A 19,387-nucleotide genomic window follows, 5' to 3' on the forward strand; every position below is an offset into this window, starting at 1 on the left:
ATGTCGCAGATGCCCCAGTTGTCCGCCTGCCCGAGCTGCGAATGGCCGCTTGAGTCGGGTGACCGTTTCTGCGGTGCGTGTGGATACGACCTGTCCGCCGTGCCCGTACGGCCGGACGACCACCCCACCATCGCCCTGAACGGCTCGGTGCCGCCCCCGGCCCCGGGTGCGCCCGGCGCGGACTGGCCCGTGGCCCCCACGCCGCAAGGCCCAGCCGTCCCGGCGCCCGCGCATCTGCCGGCGGACCCGACCGGCACGGACCCCGGCGGCGCCGCGCTGCCCCCGGGCACTCCCCCGCCCCCGCAGGCACCGCCGCCGCCCGGACCGCCGCCGCCACTGGCCGGTGCTCCCGGGGCGCCGCAGCGCCACCCCGGCATCCCGGCACCGGGCGGCCCCGCCGGACCGGCCGCCCCGCTGCCGCATCCGGCCGCCGCCCCCGCCGCTCACGCCCCGACCGGCTCCCCCGTGTCCCCGGCGTCCGGCGTGCGGTTCGACCGGCCGCCGGAGCCCGACGACTACCCCTTGCAGGCGCCCGACCCGCGGGTCACGGCCGACCTGCCGACCCCGCCGGAGGGCACCAAGGTGTGCGTGGCGTGCCGTGCCGGCCGTGTCGACCACGACGGCTACTGCGAGAACTGCGGGCACGCGCAGCCCCGCGAGCGCGACCACATGGAGCAGGACGCGGGCCCCGTGGCCGCCGTCAGCGACCGGGGTCTGCGCCACCACCGCAACGAGGACGCGTTCGCCGTCTCCTGCACCGCGCTGCCCGACGGCCGGCCCGCGGTCGTGGCGATCGTCTGCGACGGCGTGTCCTCGGCCACCCGCCCGGACGACGCCTCGATGGCCGCGTCCCGGGCCGCGAGCGAGTCGCTGCTGGCCGCACTGCCGCGCGGCACCCACCCGCAGCAGGCCATGCACGACGCGATCGTCGCCGCCTCCAACGCGGTCAACGCCCTGGCCGCCGAGCCCGCCACGGCCCGCGAGCAGGCCCCCCACCAGAACGCGCCCGCCTGCACGTTCGTCGGCTCCGTGGTGACGCGCGAGCTGCTGATCGTCGGCTGGGTCGGCGACAGCCGCGCCTACTGGGTCCCGGTGGACCGCGGCACTCCCCCGGCCCGGCTCACCGAGGACGACTCCTGGGCGGCGCAGATGGTCGCCGCGGGCCTGATGAACGAGGCCGAGGCCTACGCCGACGAGCGCGCCCACGCGATCACCGGCTGGCTCGGCGCGGACGCCTACGAACTGGAGCCGCACACCGCTTCCTTCAAGCCGGACCGGCCGGGTGTGGTGGTGGTGTGCACGGACGGTCTGTGGAACTACGCGGAGGCGGCCGAGGACATGGCCGACGTCGTCCCCCTCGACGCCGCCGCGCGCCCCCTGCACAGCGCCCAGGTGCTCGTCGGTCACGCGCTCGACGGTGGGGGCCACGACAACGTAACAGTGGCCGTCCTGCCGTTCCCGGCACCCCCGATGGGGGCAGGATCGGCCTGAGGCCCTGCTGCGGGGACGGCCTCATCGGACCGGAGGGGACCGGTCCGTCGACAGCCATGACCCCACCGCGGGGTTCTTTAGGGGGATTTGAGAACGTATGGCCAACTTCTCGAAATCAAACGTGCCGCAGTTCTCGGTGGACGTGTACCAGAACGAGTACCTGCCGGAGGGCGGCCGGGACGTCAACGCGATCGTCACCGTGACCGCGACCGGCGGCGGCACGGTCGGCAGCGCGGTCGCCGCGCCCCACCTCTACTCTCCGGGGCAGGGCCCGTCCGCCGCCGTGGCGATCATGGTGGACTGCTCGGGCTCGATGGACTACCCGCCGACCAAGATGCGCAACGCCCGCGACGCCACGGCCGCGGCGATCGACACCCTGCGCGACGGCGTGCACTTCGCCGTGATCGGCGGCACGCACGTGGCCAAGGAGGTGTATCCGGGCGGCGGACGCCTCGCCGTGGCCGACGCCACCACCCGCGATCAGGCCAAGCAGGCGCTGCGCCGGCTCAGCGCGGGCGGCGGCACGGCGATCGGCACCTGGCTGCGGCTCGCCGACCGGCTGCTGTCCTCGGACGACGTCGACATCCGGCACGGCATCCTGCTCACCGACGGCCGCAATGAACACGAGTCACCGGAAGACCTCAGGGCGGCGCTCGACTCCTGCGCCGGACGCTTCACCTGTGACGCCCGCGGCGTGGGCACGGACTGGGAAGTGAAAGAAGTCACAGGGATCGCCTCGGCACTGCTCGGCAGCGCCGACATCGTCGCCGATCCGGCCGGCCTCGCCGCCGACTTCACACAGATGATGGAGACGGCGATGGGCAAGGAGGTCGCGGACGTCGCCCTGCGGCTGTGGACGCCGGTCGGCACGGCCATCAAGTTCGTCAAGCAGGTCGCGCCCACGGTCGAGGAGCTGACCGACCGGCGCACCGAGGCCGGCCCGCGCGCCGGGGACTACCCCACGGGTTCCTGGGGCGACGAGTCCCGTGACTACCACGTCTGCGTCGAGGTCCCGGCCGCGGGCCTGGGCCAGGAGATGCTCGCCGCCAGGGTCTCGCTGGTCGTACCGCAGTCCGACGGGGGCGCGCACAACTTGGGCGCACAGGGGCTGGTACGGGCCGTGTGGACCGACGACATGGTCGCCTCGACGTCGATCAACCCTCAGGTCGCCCACTACACCGGCCAGGCAGAACTGGCACAAGCCATTCAACAAGGGCTCGATCTCCGCAAAGCGGGCGATATGGATGGAGCAACGGCCAAACTGGGCCGCGCCGTTCAGCTCGCCAGCGCCTCCGGAAATGCGGATACCGCGAAACTCCTTGCGAAGGTGGTGGACGTGGTCGACGCCGCGGCGGGTACTGTGCGACTGAAGGCGAAGGTCGCGGAGGCCGACGAGATGACTCTCGAGACACGGTCCACAAAGACTGTTCGTGTAAAGAAGTGACCTAGCAGGACCCGGAAAAGATCGAGCCTGGCCCCTCGGGGTTGGAGAAATCCGGTCGAGAGCGACCGGAAAAGGAGAGGGGGAAGCGCCGACATGCCGACCTGCCCGAACGGACACCAGTCGGGTTCCGACGACTGGTGCGAGGTCTGCGGTCACCGCATGGCCGGTGCCGTACCTCCGCCCCCTCCGCCACCGCCCCCGCCCGGCGGCGGCTACGGCTTCCCGCCTCCCGGCGGCCCCGGTCCCGGCCCCGGTCCGTCCGGTGGCCCGAACATCGGTCAGCAGGGCGGCCCGCCGCCCATGCCCGGTGCACGGGAGCCGGAGCTCTGCCCGCAGTGCCGCACGCCCCGTGAGGGCGGTGCGCCGTTCTGCGAGGAGTGCCGGTGGAACTTCCTGACCAACACGGCGACGTCGTACACGCCCGCGGCCCCGCGCCCGTCGGCGCCCGGCGGTCCCGGCCTGCCGTCCCACTTCCAGCAGCAGTCGGGTCCCCCGCCGTCGTTCGGCGGCGGTGACTCGTACGAATACCAGGGCTCGCGCCCGTCCCAGGTGAACCGGCCCGCGGAACCGATCCCGCCGTTCGGCGCGGACCCGCACGGCCCGGGCGGCCCGGGCGGCCCGGGTCAGGGTCCTGGCGGTCCGGGCGGCCCCGGTCCCGGCGGCCCCGGCGGTCCGGGTGGTCCCGGCGGCTTCGGCCCCGGCGGCCCCGGCGGTCCGGGTGCCACCAACCCCGGCGCACCGGGTGGCCCCGGCGGCCCCGGCTTCCCCGGTCAGGGCCCTGGCGGTCCGGGCGGCCCCGGTCCCGGCGGCCCCGGCGGTCCTGGGATGAACGCTCCCTCCGCCTTCGGCGGCGACCCCTCGCGGCCCGGTCCGCCTCCGCCGCCCGGCCCCGGCGCGACCGGCGGTGCCCCGCAGGCGTTCCACCCGGCCGGCCCCGGCCCCTCCGCGCCGCCGGCCCCGCCCGGATTCGGGCAGGACCCGAACCGCCCGCCGCAGGGCGGCCCGTCCTTCGGCGGCGGTGACGACGACTGGGTGATCTCCCCGCCGTCGTCCGGCCCCGGCGGCCCGGGTGCCCCCGGCGCTCCCCCGCAGGGCGGCTACGGCTATCCCCAGCCCGGCGCGACCCAGGCCCCGCCGCCCGGCCCCGGCTACCAGCAGCAGCCGGCTACCTGGCTGGCGACCATCGGTCCGGACCGTGAGTACTTCATGGCGATGATGCACCGCTCCGGCCCCGAGGCCGCCGGCCTGAACCTGCCCGCGTACTCGCCCGAGCAGCAGCGCACGCTCACCGGCAACCAGGTCACCATCGGCCGCCGCCGCCACTCCACCGGCGACACCCCCGACATCGACCTCTCGGTGCCGCCGGAGGACCCGGGCGTCTCGCACCAGCACGCGGTCCTGGTCCAGCAGCCGGACGGCACCTGGGCGGTCGTCGACCAGAACTCGACGAACGGCACGACGGTGAACGGCTCCGAGGAGCCCATCCAGCCCTTCGTACCGGTACCGCTCCAGGACGGCGACCGGGTGCACGTGGGCGCCTGGACGACGATCACGATCCGGCGCGGCTAGCAGTCCACACCCGGGAGGGGTCGGTCGTACGGCGGTGCAGCCCGTACGGCCGGCCCCTTCCGGCGTTTCAGCCGGGCAGGGGCCAGGCGTACGGGCCCTCGGGGTCGTCCAGCCACGCCCACTGGTGTTCGCCGCGCACGGTGATGCCGTACCGCTCCCGCCGGGGCTGTCCCTCGTGCTCCCACAGCGTGTACGCCTCCTGCGGGTCGAGGCTGCCGCGGGTGAGGGCGAGCAGGAAGCGGAACAGTTCGTGCTCCCTGGCCCGGCGCGGCAGCCCCGCCGCCGGCGGGAGCTCCGGTTCGCTCCTGCTGCCGCCGCGCAGCGGCACGAAATAGGCGGGGGTGTGCAGGAAGCGCCCTTCCGCGTGCTCGGCGTCCTGGACGGCGAGGGTGACCAGGCCGGTGGCGAGCGGGGTCAGGATCCGGGCGTCCGGTCGGCACTGGGCGAGCCAGGCGCGCGGGATCGACGGCAGGGTGCAGGTCGCGACGATGCGGTCGAAGGGGGCGCGCTGGGGGACGCCGCGTGCGCCGTCGCCGGTGACGACGGCGGGGTGGTACCCGGCGGCGGCCAGATGCCCTCGCGCCGACTCGGTGATCTCCGGTTCCAGGTCGACGGTGGTGACGAGGCCGTCGTCGCCGAGCCGGCGGGCGAGCAGGGCGGCGTTGTAGCCGGTGCCCGCGCCGATCTCCAGGACCCGGTGGCCCTCCGCCAGCTCCAGCGCGACCAGCATCATCGCCATCAGGGACGGCTGGCTGCTGGAGGAGAGCAGTTCGCCGTCGCGCAGTCTGGTGGCCAGCGGGGTGTCGGCGTAGGCGCCGCGCACCCAGCGCTCGCGGGCGGCGGGATCCGGGCTCTGGCCCCAGCGCCGCTCGTAGCCGCCGACGACGCCGACGTAGTAGTACGGCACGAACAGATGGCGTGGCACGGCGTCGAAGACGTCCCGCCACACGGGGTCGCCGGCCCACGCCCCGCTCACGTCGATCTCACGCACCAGCGCGGCCCGCGCCGAGGTGGCGAGGTCCTCAAGGTCCCTGTCGAGAGCGTGCGCGCTCATACGTCCACTGTCCTGCGGGAAGCCGTGCGGGGCGAGCGCCTGACCGGACGATCCGGAACGGGCCGTTCGGCCAGGGGCGGCAGCCGCGACCGCTGCTCACGCTGCTTCCCGGTCGGCTGGTCCTAAGCCTTCGGTCCTCGGTCGCCGCGTCTGAGACCATGGACGACGTGAAAGAGATTCGGCGCGGCACGCTTCAGGAGCAGACCTTCTACGAGCAGGTCGGCGGGGAGGAGACCTTCCGCCGCCTCGTCCACCGCTTCTACGAGGGTGTCGCCGAGGACCCGCTGCTGCGGCCCATGTACCCCGAGGAGGACCTGGGCCCGGCCGAGGAGCGCCTGACCTTCTTCCTCATCCAGTACTGGGGCGGCCCGACGACGTACAGCGAGAACCGCGGCCACCCCCGCCTGCGGATGCGCCACGCCCCCTTCACCGTCGACCGCGCGGCGCACGACGCCTGGCTGAAGCACATGCGGGTCGCCGTCGACGAGCTGGGCCTCTCCGAGGAGCACGAGCGGACGCTGTGGAACTACCTGACGTACGCGGCGGCGTCCATGGTGAACACGGCGGGCTGAGCCTGCCGCGGGCCGAGCGACGCGGACGTCGTCCTCCTCGCCGTCCGTGACCGGCAGCGGGACGGCGCTGACGGGCCCCTCCGCCCCGGCGCCGCCGTCGTCCTCACCAGCACCGTCGGCCCGGACGCCGCCCGCACCACGGCCGCCCGCACCCTGGCCGCCCGTCTCGCGGACCTCGGCGTCCTCACGGTCGGCGCCCCCGTCGGCGGCGGCCCCCGTCCGGGCCGGCGACGGCGACCTGCTGATCGTCGTCGGCGCCGACGACAAGGCCCTCGGCCCGGCCCGCCCGGTTCTGGACCTGCCGGCGTCGGCCCTCACCGTCGTGGCGAAGAACCCCGGCGACGGACAGTGCCTGAAGGCGATCAGCCAGCTCCTCGCGGGCGTCCTGGATGTCCACCAAGCCGGCCGGCCTGGACGGGGCGAGCGGCCTGCGCACCCGGGCGGTCCTGGCGGCCGCGATGGGCGTCATCGGCTTCGGTCTGACGGCCGCGCTCTGGCCGACGGTCTGACGGCGGCCGGCCCCGCGAGCGCACTGCCCGCAGGCCGGACCGGGTGCGTCAACGGACGCTGACGTCGAGCGCGCCGAGTCCCGCACGCCGTACGGCGATCGACCCGTACGGCGTACGCAGGCGCAGCCACGCGCCCGACGAGAGCAGCGCCGGCTCCCCGCCGGCGCGCAGGAATCCCAGCGACTGGGCCGCGTGCACGGCCCGCACCGGCAGAGGGGTGTCCCCGACGGTCCGGGACCAGATCTCCCGCCCGATCCGGTCGAGTTCGGCGCGGGTGCGCCGCTCCTCCGCCAGCTCCTGTGTGCGCGACCGGAATTCGGCGACGCCCGAACCGATCATTGTCCGCAGGACGTCGGGCGCCGGCAGCCCCGGCACCGGCCGCCATCCGCCGCGCGGCGGGAGCACCCCGGCCCACGGCGGCCCGGTCACGGCATCCGGCACGACGGCGGTGGCCGCCGACTCGTCGACGGACTCCAGGAGTTCACCCGCGGAGACGGTCACATCGAGCGTGACGTCGAGTCCGTTCTCGTACGGCTTCGCCAGGCGCACCGCGCGGATCGCCAGCACCTCGAAGGACGGCGGACGGCCGAAGACGGCGAGCGCGGTGCCGGCCGCCTGGAGGCGGACGGCGGCACCGCGGTCGTAGTGCAGCAGCCGGGAGAGGAAGGCGGCGAGATCCGCCGCCTCCCCCTCGTCGGCGAGGTGGAGCACCGTCATGCGGCGACGGCCTCCTCCTCTTCGGTCCCGCCGGCTTTGCCGGCCTTGCCGGGCTCGTCGTCCATGTACTCGCGGAGGAACTCCTTCTCCTCCGCGGTGATCCGGCGCGGCCGCTCCGCCTCGAAGTCGAACGGGACGACCACCGTCGAGGCCCGGACGTAGACGACGTCGTCGTCCTTCACCTCACAGGTGATGGTGAAGGACGCGGCCCTGATCTCGGTGATCCACAGCTCTATGTCCACCGGGTGGTGCCGGTGGACGAGCTGCCTCTTGTAGTCGATCTCGTGGCGCGCCACCACCGACCCCTGCCGGAAGTCCTTCTCCGGACGGAACAGGAAGTCGATACGGGCTTCCTCCAGGTAGCGGACGAAGACCGCGTTGTTGACGTGCCCGTACGCGTCCATGTCGGACCAGCGCAGGGGGCAGCGGTAGATGTGGCGCAAGATCGATCAGCCCCGGGTCAGCTTCTTGTAGGTGGCACGGTGCGGACGGGCGGCGTCCGGGCCGAGACGCTCGATCTTGTTCTTCTCGTACGACTCGAAGTTGCCCTCGAACCAGAACCACTTGGAGTCACCCTCGTAGGCGAGGATGTGCGTGGCGACCCGGTCGAGGAACCACCGGTCGTGGGAGACGACCACGGCGCAGCCCGGGAACTCCAGCAGCGCGTTCTCCAGGCTGCTGAGGGTCTCGACGTCCAGGTCGTTGGTGGGCTCGTCGAGGAGCAGCAGGTTGCCGCCCTGCTTGAGGGTGAGCGCGAGGTTGAGACGGTTGCGCTCACCGCCGGAGAGCACACCGGCCGGCTTCTGCTGGTCGGGGCCCTTGAAGCCGAAGGCGGAGACGTACGCCCGGCTCGGCATCTCGACCTGACCGACGTTGATGTAGTCCAGCTCGTCGGAGACGACGGCCCACAGGGTCTTCTTCGGGTCGATGTTCTCGCGGCTCTGGTCGACGTACGAGATCTTGACGGTCTCGCCGACCTTGATGGCGCCCGAGTCGGGCGTCTCCAGACCCTGGATCATCTTGAACAGGGTCGTCTTGCCGGCGCCGTTCGGGCCGATGACACCGACGATGCCGTTGCGCGGCAGGGTGAAGCTGAGGTCGTCGATGAGGAGCTTCTCGCCGAAGCCCTTGCTGAGGTTGTTGACCTCGACGACGACGTTGCCCAGACGCGGGCCCGGCGGGATCTGGATCTCCTCGAAGTCCAGCTTCCGCATCTTGTCGGCCTCGGCGGCCATCTCCTCGTAGCGGGCGAGGCGGGCCTTGGACTTGGCCTGACGCCCCTTGGCGTTGGACCGCACCCACTCCAGCTCTTCCTTGAGCCGCTTGGCGCGCTTGGCGTCCTTCTGCCCCTCGACCTTGAGACGGGTCTGCTTGGTCTCGAGGTACTTGGAGTAGTTGCCCTCGTAGCCGTGCAGGCGGCCGCGGTCGACCTCGCAGATCCAGCCGGCGACGTTGTCCAGGAAGTACCGGTCGTGGGTCACGGCCACGATGGTGCCCTCGTACTTGGCGAGGTGCTGCTCCAGCCAGTTCACCGACTCGGCGTCGAGGTGGTTGGTGGGCTCGTCGAGGAGCAGCAGGTCGGGGGCCTCCAGCAGCAGCTTGCACAGCGCGACGCGGCGCTTCTCACCGCCGGAGAGGTTGACGACGGGCCAGTCGCCGGGCGGGCACCCGAGCGCGTCCATGGCCTGTTCGAGCTGGGCGTCGAGGTCCCAGGCGTTTGCGTGGTCGAGGTCCTCCTGGAGCTTGCCCATCTCTTCGAGCAGCGCGTCGGAGTAGTCGGTGGCCATCAGCTCGGCGATCTCGTTGAACCGGTCGAGCTTGCCCTTGACCTCGGCGACGCCGTCCTGGACGTTCTCCAGGACGGTCTTCGCCTCGTCCAGCTTGGGCTCCTGCATCAGGATGCCGACGGTGTACCCGGGCGACAGGTACGCGTCACCGTTCGACGGCTGCTCAAGGCCCGCCATGATCTTCAGAACGGTCGACTTACCGGCACCGTTCGGGCCGACGACGCCGATCTTCGCTCCGGGGAGGAAGTTCAGGGTGACGTCGTCGAGGATCACCTTGTCGCCGTGCGCCTTGCGCGCCTTGCGCATGGTGTAAATGAACTCAGCCAAGAGAAACCGTCCGGCAGCTTGAAATCTGGCAGTGGGCAGATACACCCCATCTTGCCCGACGTCCAGCCCGCGATGGAAACCCGTATACCGGAACGCCCCTCACCTGGGGTTTCTCCGGCCGTGCGGTGGCATGCCCGTCACTGTCGGTCGCGTTCGCCCGGCACGGCAACAGCGTGACTCCCGGCGCGTCGTACGGACATATCGGCATTCTTCACATTAACCTCCCGTAACTGTACGGAGACGATCTGTCACGGATCGCACCCACCTCACTCCATCGGAGATGACATGCACAAGCTTCAGAAGGCTGCCGTCGTGGTCGTCGCCCTTGGCAGCGTCGGCCTGCTGGGCACCGGCACTGCGACCGCCCAGGGCCTCGACGGGCACGGCGGCAAGGGCGGGGACAAGGTCAGCGTGCTGCAGAGCTCCAACTGCAAGTCGCACGACCTGAACCTCGACGTCCTCGGCCAGGTCGGCATCCTCAACGGCGCCCTGGGCAACGCGCTCAACGGCGAGGGCAACACCGGCGCGCAGGACACCCACCTCGGCTCGAGGATGGGCTGCGACAACAGCGCATTCTGAGTCACCGCCTTGGTACGGGGCTTCTGACCACGTCTCGTGCCGTGCCGAACTCGGCACGAGGCGTGGACAGGTGAGGTCCGGCGCACCAAGGCGCGACCTACCGGTGGAGTATGGGCCGCGACAGCCGGCCCATGGGTTGTTCCGCCGACAACGGTGCACCGGCTCCGAGCGTCCCGGAAAAGCGGCCGGGGGCCTGATCCGAGCAACGGATCGGGCCCCCGGCCGCATGTATGACTTCGCCGACAGGGCTCAGTCGTCCTGGGCCGACGCTTCCCTCTTGCGCACGATCACCAGCGCCGCCCCGCCGAGCACGACGAAACCGATCGCGACGCCCGCGATGAGGGGGGTCATGGCGGAACCGCCGGTCGCGGCGAGGTTGGTGTCGTCGGACGCCGAGCCCACCGTCGCGGGGCTCGGTTCGTCGAGGGTCTGGGTGACGGTGCCGGCCGCCTCGGCCTCGCTCGCCTGCGTCATGCAGTCCAGCACGCCGGTGAACCGCTTCTCGAAGCCGCCCGGCCCCTCGATGGTGAAGTCGTACGCCTGGTCCTCCTGGAGCGGGACCGTCACCGTGCGGGACTCGCCCGCGGCGATGCTGTACTCGATGCCGAGCAACTCGAAGGTGAACGGTGCGTCGCCCTCGTTGGCGGCGGTGATGTCGACGCCGCCCTTGTCGCAGTTCTCCGCCGCGGACAGGGCCGGTATCGCGCCGGTCTCCGCCCAGCTCGCGCTCGCCGTCGCCGAGACGGTCGACTCGCTGGAGCCGGCCAGGATCTGGGTCTGGCTGCGGCTCTCGGCGGCGAAGGCCCGCCCCACCGGCACGGTCGTGGAGGCCTGCACGGTCAGTTCCGCCTGACCGTCCGGGGCGTCCTCGGGGACGTCGAAGAACACCTGGGAGCCGTTCGCGGCGCTGGTGACGACCTTGCCGTCCTTGTCGACGATCCGCACCCCGCTGGTCGCGGCGTCGGCGGGCGGGGTCAGGGTCACGCCGTCCGCGTCGGTGCGCACCGTCACCGGGCCGAGCCGCTCACCGGCATGCCCGGAGACCGCGGGCGGTTCCAGCGTCAGCGACGCCTCGGGCTCGGCGACGCTGCGCGCGCTCTTCTCCAGGTAGTCCGCGAGCTTCTCCGCCTGCGGGTCGACGGCGTCGACCTCGACCCCGTCCGAGTAGCGCCAGATGGCCACCTGGGTGCCGGCCGCCGCGTCCTGCTCGGTGAGGCCGCCCTTGAAGCCGGCCTTGGCGGCGAGTGCGGCGAGGTCGTTCACCTGCGGGTAGGAGTTCTGGAGGATCCAGCGGATCTTGCCCGCGTCCTCGTTGGCGCCCAGCGAGGTCCCGCTCCACGGTGTCTCGTGGTACTTGGCGTCGCGCTGGGTGGGGTTGTGGATGTCGACGCAGTACGTCTGGAGCATGCCGCCGCCGTCGACGGACATCTGGAACAGACCCGCCGAGATCTCCTGGTCGCCGGAGTCGGTGTGGACGACCGCGCCGCCGTAGGTCTTCAGGCCGCCTATGGTGGCGGTCGCCCCGCCCTGGCTCGGCGCTGTCGTGTCGGCAGCGGGCGCCGCCGCGGCGGTGCCGGCCAGCACCGTGGCGGCGGCGAGCCCGGACGCCAGGGCCGCGGCGGCCAGACGCGCCGCCCCTCGCCCACGCGCCGACAGCGCTGAGAACGCAGCAAACACAGAATTCCCCTTCGCGCAGGACCCGTTGACGTGGGGGAAGGTCCCACCAGCAGACTCGTAAGCCCCGAGAGCCATGCCCGGCATCCTAAGTACGCCGCGCACCGCGCTTCCCGGGGATCCCGCCGTCGGGCCGATCCGACTCGGAATCGTTATCGCCAAGATCCCTCGCGAGCAGGGCTTATCGACAAATCCACCGGGGCCGTTCGGCGCGCATTCATCGATAAGCCGCAGTTCGGTCAGGCCTCCACAGTGACTGACGTCACGTCACCATCGCTGGTTCCACGCCCTGTTGGGGATCGGAGTCGGCCGGGGCCGGCGTCTCCCAGTCCGGCTCGGGTTGCGCGGGTGCCGCGCCGGCCGCCGTTTCCGGCCTCGACGCACGTCGGAAGGCCGAGGTGCCACGCGCCAGATCGTGGCCGATGGCCAGCGCGTCGATGTCCGCCGAGGTCCAGCTCTGCCCCTCGCGCACGTCCGAGCGCACCTTCAGCCTGCCCTGCACCACCACCGGGTCGCCGACGTTCAGCGAGGCGGCGGTGTTCGTGGCGAGCTGGCGATTGGCCCACACCGTGAAGAAGTTGGTGTGGCCGTCGGTCCACTCGTTCTTCCCGCGGTCCAGGTAGCGCGAGGTCACCGCCAGCCGGAAGCGGGCGGACGGTCCCGTCGCCAGCTCCCGGTACACCGGCTGCGTCGCCACGTTCCCCACCGCGCAGACGATCGTCTCGTTCATCGCGAACCCCTCCCTCACCCGGCCGCTCGCACCGGGCGGATACGCCGACGGGCCCGTCCCGTACGGCTGCGTCCGACCCGACGGCGGCGCACCGGGACGTACCGGGTGTGCCGCCGTCACCGCGGTCGACCGCATCCGTCGCGATCGCCGCGAAACCAGACTGCCTCCGTCGGGCCGAGCCCGCGGAGCCCTGTGGATCACCGCCCGCCTGTGGATATCTCCGTCACCCACACGGGTGTCCGCACACATCCACGCCCGGCGGCGCCCAGGCTCACCTCCCGGTGGACCCCACCCCCATGACCCGCCCGTACTGCTCCCGGACCTCCCGGTACCGCAGCAGCTCCGCCGCCACCGGATCCAGCACCCGGGCCCGACCGCAGCCGGCCGCCGCCTCCCTGAGCCGTCGTTCCGCGTCCGTGCCGTACCGTCGCGCCGGTCCTCGTGCCGCCATCCGGCAGCCCCACTCGACGAACGGGCCGCCGACGATGCCGGCCACCATCAGCAGCACCGGCACGCCCAGGTTGGGCTCCATGACGCCGACGATCTGCGCCACCAGCCACAGCCCGCCGACGATCTGCAGGATCGTCATCGAGGCCTGCACCAGAACGGCCGCCGGCCACCAGCCGGGACGCGGCGGGCGCCCCGGCGGCAGCCCCGCGCGCGCGGCCAGGTCGTCCAGCGCCTCGGGCAGCCCCTGAGCGCCCCGTACGGCCGCCTCGCGCACCGCCTGCGCCCACGGCGCGGGCAGCCCGGCGGACGCCCGGTCGGCGACCGTGCGCACCGCCTGCTCGACGCGCTGGCGCGCGGTGGCCTCCTCGTCCGTCTGCGTCCGCAGGGACAGCCGTCCCGTCGGCGGTTCGCTCCGGTCCTGGTACCAGCGGTACAGCCGCAGCCAGGGCGTCCCGCACGCGCGGTTGGCGTTGCGCAGCCACGCCCGCTCGGCGGCCTCGCCCGCGGCGGTGGCGCCGATCGCGTCCGCGAGCCGGGCCGAGAACTCGTCCCGGGCCTCCTCGCTGAGCCCGGTCCGGCGCCGCGCGGCGTACACGGGCCGCAGTCCCAGCCCGGCGGAGTCCACGTCGGCGGAGATCCGGCGGGCCGCGGCGCCACGCTCGGTCACGAACTCGCCGAGCGCCTCCCGCAGGTCGCCGACGCCGTCGCCGGTCAGCGCGGACAGCGCGAGCACGACGGCACCCGGTTCGCCGTGCTCGCCCAGCGCGATGCCGTCCTCGTCGAGGAGCCGCCGCAGGTCGTCGAGGACCTGGTCGGTGGCCTCACCGGGGAGCCGGTCGGTCTGGTTGAGGACGACGAACATGATCTCGGCGTGCCCGGCCATGGGCCGCAGGTAGCGCTCGTGCAGCACGGCGTCGGCGTACTTCTCCGGATCGACGACCCAGATCACCGCGTCGACGAGCGCCAGGACGCGGTCCACCTGCTCGCGGTGCTGTACGGCCGCCGAGTCGTGGTCGGGCAGGTCGACCAGGACGAGCCCGCGCAGCTGCCCGTCCGAGGCCGCGTTCTGCGCGGGGCGGCGCCGCAGGCGGGGCGGGATGCCGAGCCGGTCGATGAGGCCCGCCGCGCCGTCGCTCCAGCTGCACGCGAGGGGCGAGGAGGTCGTCGGCCGCCGTACGCCCGTCTCCGAGATGGTCACCCCGGCGAGCGCGTTGAACAGCTGCGACTTGCCGCTGCCCGTGGCGCCCGCGATGGCGACGACCGTGTGCTGCCCGGAGAGCCTGCGCCGCGCGGCGGCCTCGTCCAGCACCCGGCCCGCCTCGGCGAGCGTCTTGCCGTCGAGCCGGGTGCGCGAGAGCCCGACCAGCTCGCGCAGCGCGTCGAGCCGCGACCGCAGCGCCCCGTCGTAGGCGAGGGGCGTCACGGACTGCTGCGGCCCGGAGGAGGCCCGCGCCTCCACGACGGGAGGCTGCTCCACGGGGGCGGCCTCGTTGACCCGCCGGGCGATCAGGCCGTCGTCCCAGGGGGTCGAGGACTCCACGCCGGTGGAGGGGTCCGTACGGGGCGAGGAATCCGTACGGGAGGCGGGTTCCGTACGGGATGGGGAATCCGTACGGGATGGGGAATCCGTACGGGATGGGGAATCCGTACGGGAAGCGGGTTCCCTACGGGACGAGGCACCCGTACGAGGGGCGGGTTCCGTACGGGAAACGGGCTCCCTGCGACGGGCGGTCCCGCCCTCCCTGCGAGCCTCCTTGCGGGCGCCCGGGTCGGTGGCGCTCCCCCGCGAGGGCGTGTCGCCGTCGGCCTTGGGGCTGTCGGCCTTGGGGCTGTCGGGCTTGGGGCCGCCGGGCTCGGGCACGGCCGGGCGCGCGGCGGCGTCGGCTTCGCTCTTCCGGGCGTCGCCCGAGTCGGGGACGTCCTCACGCGCGGGCGGGTCGTCGGCCTCCACGCGTGCGTGGACGTCGTTCGGCCGGCCCTCCCGCTTCGCCGACCTTCTCCAGAGCTTGCGTCTGTCCTGCTCGTCGGCGGCCACGGAGCCCTCGCTCTCGACTGGCTGCTCCGCCTCCGTGCGGGGTGCCCGCACGGGGAGGGGGTTCTCGGCGGCGCCTTCCATGGGGGTGTCGTTCACGCGCTCGTCGTCCTTGGTGAGGCCGTCCTCCTGCTGATCGGCGTGTTCCGTGTGGTCATGGTCAGTGACGGCGGTCACCGGTCACCTCTCCTTCTGCAGTACGGACAGCGCAGCGATGAGTTCGGCCTGGGGGTCCGGGTGGACCTCCAGGGAGTCGAGCGGGGCGAGCCGTCGCTCGCGTTCGTTGTGCATGACCCGGTCCAGATGCTCGGTGAGCAGCCGCCCGGCCCGGTCGCGCAGCCGCAGCGCCCCGTGCGCCCCGATCCGCTCGGCGAGCCCCTCCCCCGCGGACCGCGCCCGCCGGCTGCCCAGCAGGGCGGTGGCGACGAGGGCGGTGACCACCTCGGGGTCCGGGGCGACGCTGCGGTCGAGGTAACTCACCTCGTCCTCGGCGTACTCCTCGAGCTCGCGGCGCCAGCGCCGTACCGCCATGCCGATGCGGTGCTCGACACTCGTCGGCCTGGGGTCACGGTCGGTCAGCTCGGGCGCGGCGGCCGCCGGTTCGCGCTGCCAGGCGTCGTCGACGCGCTCGTCGGCGGCGGTGACCGCGCACAGCAGAAGCGTGCTCAGACTCTCCACCAGCGAGTCGAGGAGTTCCCCTGCGGTGCAGTCGAGCGGGAAGGCCCGCCAGCGCTTGAGAGCGTCCCCGGCGAGCACGGCGCCCGCCTGGAGGCGGCCACGCACGCGTGCGTACTCGCTGTCGTAGGCGCTGTCCACGGCGGCGGTGAGCCGCAGGGCCGCCGAGTACTGGGCGGCGGCCGCGCTGGCGAGCTCGGGCATGCGGGACTTGAGGGAGTCCAGGAGGCCGTACGCCGTGCGGGCCATGACGTGATCGCGTGCCGCGGGGTCCTGGGCCTGGTGGACGAGCCAGGTGCGCAGCCCCGCCACCGCCGTGGCCGGCAGCAGCCCGCCGCCCCAGGCCGACTCGGGCAGCTCGGGCACGGTGAAGCGGGGCACCTCGCCGAGGCCGGCCTTGGTGAGGAGGGCGCCGTACTGGCGCGAGACCTCGGAGACGACCTGGTGGGGCACCCGGTCGAGGACGCTAACGAGGGTGGCGTCGTACTCCTTGGCGGTGCGCAGCAGATGCCAGGGGACGGCGTCTGCGTACCGGGCCGCCGTGGTAACCATCACCCAGATGTCGGCGGCGCAGATCAGTTCGGCGGCGAGGGCACGGTTGTCGGCGATGAGGGAGTCGATGTCGGGCGCGTCGAGGAGGGCGAGGCCGGCCGGCAGCGTGTCGGCGGTCTCGATCCGCAGCACGCGTTCGCTGTCCTCGCCGGGCAGCATCAGCTCCTCGGCCGGGTCGGGTTCGGGCACCCACACGCGTGTGAGGTCGGGCAGTACGCGCATCCCGCTGAACCAGTGATGGTCCTCGGGATGACAGACCAGCACCGGGTTCCGCGTCGTCGGGCGCAGCACGCCCGCCTCGGTCACGCGCCTGCCCACCAGGGAGTTGACGAGCGTCGACTTGCCGGCGCCGGTGGAACCGCCCACCACGGCAAGCAAGGGTGCTTCAGGCTCCTTCAGGCGGGGCACCAAGTAGTCGTCGAGCTGCGCGAGCAGTTCGTCGCGGTTGGCACGCGCGCGTGGCGCTCCCGCGAGGGGCAGCGGGAAGCGTGCGGCCGCGACACGGTCGCGCAGGGCGGAAAGTGCGTCGAGCAGCTGAGGCCGTACGTCCAAGGTCACCACATGCGAAGAATGCCCAATTTTAGGGGAATTCTGAAGCATATGAGCATGTCTGCGCGCCGACAGGACACAAGGGACGGAAGGGGCGACTGGGGCACGGGCACAGTCCAGGCATAACGAGTGCACAACACCCGGTGCGCGAGAGGCCAAAAGCGGTGCACGATTCGTACCTGCCTGCGATTATCAGGACCGCTTCACCGAACCTCCACATCGAGCCACGGAGGCGAAGCAACAGGGACACGGATGCGGGAGCCCTATCCTTGTCCCCGGCAACGTCACGGATCGGCCCACACCCGGGCACCACGAACGAGGCCACCACACCGGCCCCCGTAGCTCAGTGGATAGAGCAGGCGCCTTCTAAGCGCTTGGCCGCAGGTTCGAGTCCTGCCGGGGGCGCCCAGTCTCCGCCCTCCTTCGGGAGGGCGTTTTTGCTGGTCAGGGCATATCCTGGGGGTCTCAGCGAAGCCCCGGACGCCCTCTTGACGATCAAGGGCACAATCCGGGGCTGTCCGGCTGTCACCGGGTTGTCGCGGCCGGCCGTGTCGAATACGCGTCGAAGATCCAGTCCTCGGCGTCAGCCAGTGGACGGCCGCTCGCCCTGACCGCATCCTTCGGCAGCACATCGAGGACGACGGCCTCAAGCCGGGTGACCTGCTGTTCCAGGGAGAGTCGGGCGGCGTCCTCGCCGGCTCCGTCATCCGTAGGGCGTGGCGCAGCGCGCGTAAGGCGGTACTGCCCCCGCACGTCTTCGAGTCGCCCACCGGACGGCGTGTCCACGACAACCGAAACGCGCGCCTGACGAAGTGGCTGAACGACGGGATCCCGCCCGCTCAGGTGGCTGACCGGGCCGGAAACAGCGTGACGCGCAAATGACGTCGTTTTCGCGCGACTTCGCAGGCCGAAGGCGCCTTCCCGGTCGCCGGACTGGAGGCTGACAAACCGTCAGAACGGTTTGTTATGATCCATCACCCCTCTTCACCCGGATAGGAACGGGAGGAGCCGGAAGTGAGCATCAGGGAAATCGCGGTGCGGCTGAGAGGCCGACGATGATCAAGCAGGAACGAGCCGCCCGCACCCGTGACGCGCTGCTGCTCGCGGCGGCCGGGGAGTTCCTGCGGCACGGCTACGACAAGGCGAAGCTGTCCGTCATCAGCGCCGAGGCCGGGGTCAGTTCCGGCGCGCTGCACTTCCACTTCGAGAACAAGGCCGCTCTGGCCGAGGCCCTGCGCAACGAGGCCTCGCACTCGCTGCGCCGAGCCGCCCGCCTCGTCCACGGCCGGCGCACCAGCGCGCTCCAGGCCCTGGTCGACGTCTCGCACGCGCTGGCCGATCTGCTCCGCCGCAGCACCGTCGTACGCGCCGGTTTCGTCCTCGGCTGCGAGACCGAGCCGGACACGGGGCTCGATCTGCGTCAGGAGTGGCAGTGCTGTGTGCAGCAGCTCCTGACCGAGGCCGGAGACGGGCGCACCCTCGCCCAGGGCGTGGCCCAGCAGCACATGGCGGCTGCCCTGGTGGCCTCGACGGTCGGGTACGAGGTGTTGAGCAGGTCCGATCCGGAGTGGCTGTCCCGCGCCACCCTCACGGCGTTCTGGGAACTGCTGCTGCCCACGCTCGCAACGGCCAGGACCCTGCCGAGGCTGGACCCGGCGGGCACGGACGCGGCGCACCGGGCCTCGGCGACGGCCACGGCGACGGCCACGGCCACGGCCACGGCCACGGCCCTGCACACGGGCTGCGTCCCGGCCCCCGCCGGCCCGCCCACCCCCGCCGGCCCGTCCGCGCCGTGAGGTCCGGGCCGCCGTCACAGATCGGTGCCCCCGCTGACGTCGAGGTACTGGCCGGTGATCCACCGGGAGTCGTCGGAGGCGAGGAAGGCGACCACGTCCGCCACGTCCGAGGGGCGGCCGATCCGGTCGAAGGCGGAGCGCGCGGCCAGGGTGGCCCGCGCCTCGGGGGTCGCCCGGCGCCGGGCGTTCATGTCCGTCTCGATGAACCCGGGCGAGACGGTGTTGACGGTGATGCCGCGCCCGGCGAGTTCCTTCGCCAGAGCCAGGGTCATCGTGTCCAGCGCCCCCTTGGACATGGCGTACGCGACGGACTCCGGGAAGGCGCGTCGTGAGGCGAGCGAGGAGATGTTGACGACCCGCCCGCCGTCCCGCATCCGCGTCAGCGCCCCCTGCACGAGGAAGAAGGGAGCCTTGGCGTTCACGGCGATCATGCGGTCGAAGACCTCCGGGTCCGCTTTCCCGATCGGTCCCGAACCGCTCACGCCCGCGTTGTTCACGAGGATGTCGAGCGTGCCCTCGGCGCCGCCCGCCGCCCCCGTCTGCTCCCGTACACCGGCGTCGAAGGCCGCGAAGACGGCGTCCACGTCACCGGGCACCCCGAGCTCCGCCCCGACCGGGAAGGCCCGGCCGCCGCTGTCGCGTATGCCCGCGATCACGTCCAGTGCGGCGGCCTCGCTGCGGCCGTAGTGGACGCCGACCAGCGCCCCGTCGTCCGCGAGCCGCTCGGCGATGCCTCTGCCGATCCCCCGGCCGGCTCCGGTGACCAGTGCGATCTTGTCCGTCAGTGCGCGTTTGGTGTTCACGAAGACCTTGCGTGTCGAGGAGGAAGGGGAGGTCGGGAAATACGGAACGAGGGTTCAAGGAAGAGGGAAGCGCATGA

General features: G+C 72.5%; 16 protein-coding genes and 1 tRNA gene. 7 read left to right on the forward strand and 10 right to left on the reverse strand.

The window, feature by feature from the left end; genetic code table 11:
* The 3 genes from AC3ETA_RS02545 to AC3ETA_RS02555 all read left to right on the forward strand — a co-directional run bounded on the left by AC3ETA_RS02545 (position 1) and on the right by AC3ETA_RS02555 (position 4,504).
* Entirely contained in the window at positions 1-1,491 is a 1,491-nt protein-coding gene (locus tag AC3ETA_RS02545; protein WP_432191148.1) for a PP2C family protein-serine/threonine phosphatase, read from the forward strand.
* A 97-nt stretch (positions 1,492-1,588) separates the two neighbouring features.
* A complete protein-coding gene (locus tag AC3ETA_RS02550; RefSeq protein ID WP_432191149.1) occupies positions 1,589-2,935 on the forward strand; it encodes a vWA domain-containing protein in 1,347 nt (448 codons plus the stop codon).
* Positions 2,936-3,028: 93 nt separating this feature from the next.
* A complete protein-coding gene (locus AC3ETA_RS02555) occupies positions 3,029-4,504 on the forward strand; it encodes an FHA domain-containing protein (protein WP_432191150.1) in 1,476 nt (491 codons plus the stop codon).
* A 67-nt stretch (positions 4,505-4,571) separates the two neighbouring features.
* On the opposite strand, the gene AC3ETA_RS02560 is transcribed toward AC3ETA_RS02555, so the two are convergent.
* Positions 4,572-5,558, reverse strand: coding sequence for a methyltransferase domain-containing protein (locus tag AC3ETA_RS02560; protein WP_432191151.1), 987 nt, complete (start codon positions 5,556-5,558; stop codon positions 4,572-4,574).
* Positions 5,559-5,716: 158 nt separating this feature from the next.
* Between AC3ETA_RS02560 and AC3ETA_RS02565 the strand changes: the two genes are divergently transcribed.
* Positions 5,717-6,130: a globin gene (locus AC3ETA_RS02565; RefSeq protein ID WP_030959324.1), complete on the forward strand. Its 414-nt coding sequence runs from the start codon at positions 5,717-5,719 to the stop codon at positions 6,128-6,130.
* A gap of 184 nt (positions 6,131-6,314) precedes the next feature.
* On the opposite strand, the gene AC3ETA_RS02570 is transcribed toward AC3ETA_RS02565, so the two are convergent.
* The 4 genes from AC3ETA_RS02570 to ettA all read right to left on the reverse strand — a co-directional run bounded on the left by AC3ETA_RS02570 (position 6,315) and on the right by ettA (position 9,470).
* Positions 6,315-6,530 (reverse strand): hypothetical protein, encoded by a 216-nt coding sequence (locus tag AC3ETA_RS02570; RefSeq protein WP_432191152.1) that lies wholly within the window; start codon positions 6,528-6,530, stop codon positions 6,315-6,317.
* A gap of 157 nt (positions 6,531-6,687) precedes the next feature.
* Complete coding sequence (locus AC3ETA_RS02575) at positions 6,688-7,356, reverse strand: DUF8185 domain-containing protein (protein ID WP_432191153.1); 669 nt, start codon at positions 7,354-7,356, stop codon at positions 6,688-6,690.
* Complete coding sequence (locus AC3ETA_RS02580) at positions 7,353-7,799, reverse strand: acyl-CoA thioesterase (RefSeq protein ID WP_330354274.1); 447 nt, start codon at positions 7,797-7,799, stop codon at positions 7,353-7,355. Before AC3ETA_RS02580 ends, AC3ETA_RS02575 begins: the two co-directional genes overlap by 4 nt.
* A 6-nt stretch (positions 7,800-7,805) precedes the next feature.
* Positions 7,806-9,470 carry an energy-dependent translational throttle protein EttA gene (gene ettA / locus AC3ETA_RS02585; protein WP_432191154.1) on the reverse strand — a complete coding sequence of 555 codons (1,665 nt, stop codon included), beginning with the start codon at positions 9,468-9,470 and terminating at the stop codon, positions 7,806-7,808.
* Positions 9,471-9,755: 285 nt separating this feature from the next.
* Here ettA and AC3ETA_RS02590 point away from each other — a divergent pair, with 285 nt between their 5' ends.
* Positions 9,756-10,049, forward strand: coding sequence for a hypothetical protein (locus AC3ETA_RS02590; protein WP_432191155.1), 294 nt, complete (start codon positions 9,756-9,758; stop codon positions 10,047-10,049).
* Between the two features lie 249 nt (positions 10,050-10,298).
* On the opposite strand, the gene AC3ETA_RS02595 is transcribed toward AC3ETA_RS02590, so the two are convergent.
* The 4 genes from AC3ETA_RS02595 to AC3ETA_RS02610 form a co-directional block, all read right to left on the reverse strand.
* Positions 10,299-11,726 (reverse strand): Cys-Gln thioester bond-forming surface protein, encoded by a 1,428-nt coding sequence (locus AC3ETA_RS02595; RefSeq protein WP_432191156.1) that lies wholly within the window; start codon positions 11,724-11,726, stop codon positions 10,299-10,301.
* Between the two features lie 259 nt (positions 11,727-11,985).
* The gene (locus tag AC3ETA_RS02600) at positions 11,986-12,453 is read right to left on the reverse strand and encodes a single-stranded DNA-binding protein (protein WP_432191157.1); all 468 of its coding nucleotides are present in this window, start codon (positions 12,451-12,453) and stop codon (positions 11,986-11,988) included.
* Between the two features lie 271 nt (positions 12,454-12,724).
* Positions 12,725-15,112, reverse strand: a complete 2,388-nt coding sequence (locus tag AC3ETA_RS02605; protein WP_432191158.1) for a YfjP family GTPase — start codon at positions 15,110-15,112, stop codon at positions 12,725-12,727.
* A 3-nt stretch (positions 15,113-15,115) separates the two neighbouring features.
* Entirely contained in the window at positions 15,116-16,723 is a 1,608-nt protein-coding gene (locus tag AC3ETA_RS02610) for a dynamin family protein (RefSeq protein WP_432191159.1), read from the reverse strand.
* 320 nt (positions 16,724-17,043) lie between these two features.
* Here AC3ETA_RS02610 and AC3ETA_RS02615 point away from each other — a divergent pair.
* Both AC3ETA_RS02615 and AC3ETA_RS02620 read left to right on the forward strand, forming a co-directional pair.
* Positions 17,044-17,116, forward strand: a tRNA-Arg gene (locus tag AC3ETA_RS02615).
* 650 nt (positions 17,117-17,766) lie between these two features.
* Positions 17,767-18,507: a ScbR family autoregulator-binding transcription factor gene (locus AC3ETA_RS02620; RefSeq protein WP_432191160.1), complete on the forward strand. Its 741-nt coding sequence runs from the start codon at positions 17,767-17,769 to the stop codon at positions 18,505-18,507.
* Between the two features lie 14 nt (positions 18,508-18,521).
* Here the strand turns inward: AC3ETA_RS02620 and AC3ETA_RS02625 are convergent, their stop codons facing one another.
* Entirely contained in the window at positions 18,522-19,310 is a 789-nt protein-coding gene (locus tag AC3ETA_RS02625) for an SDR family NAD(P)-dependent oxidoreductase (protein ID WP_432191161.1), read from the reverse strand.
* Positions 19,311-19,387 lie beyond the last annotated feature (77 nt).

Source organism: Streptomyces sp. bgisy027 (assembly GCF_057710365.1).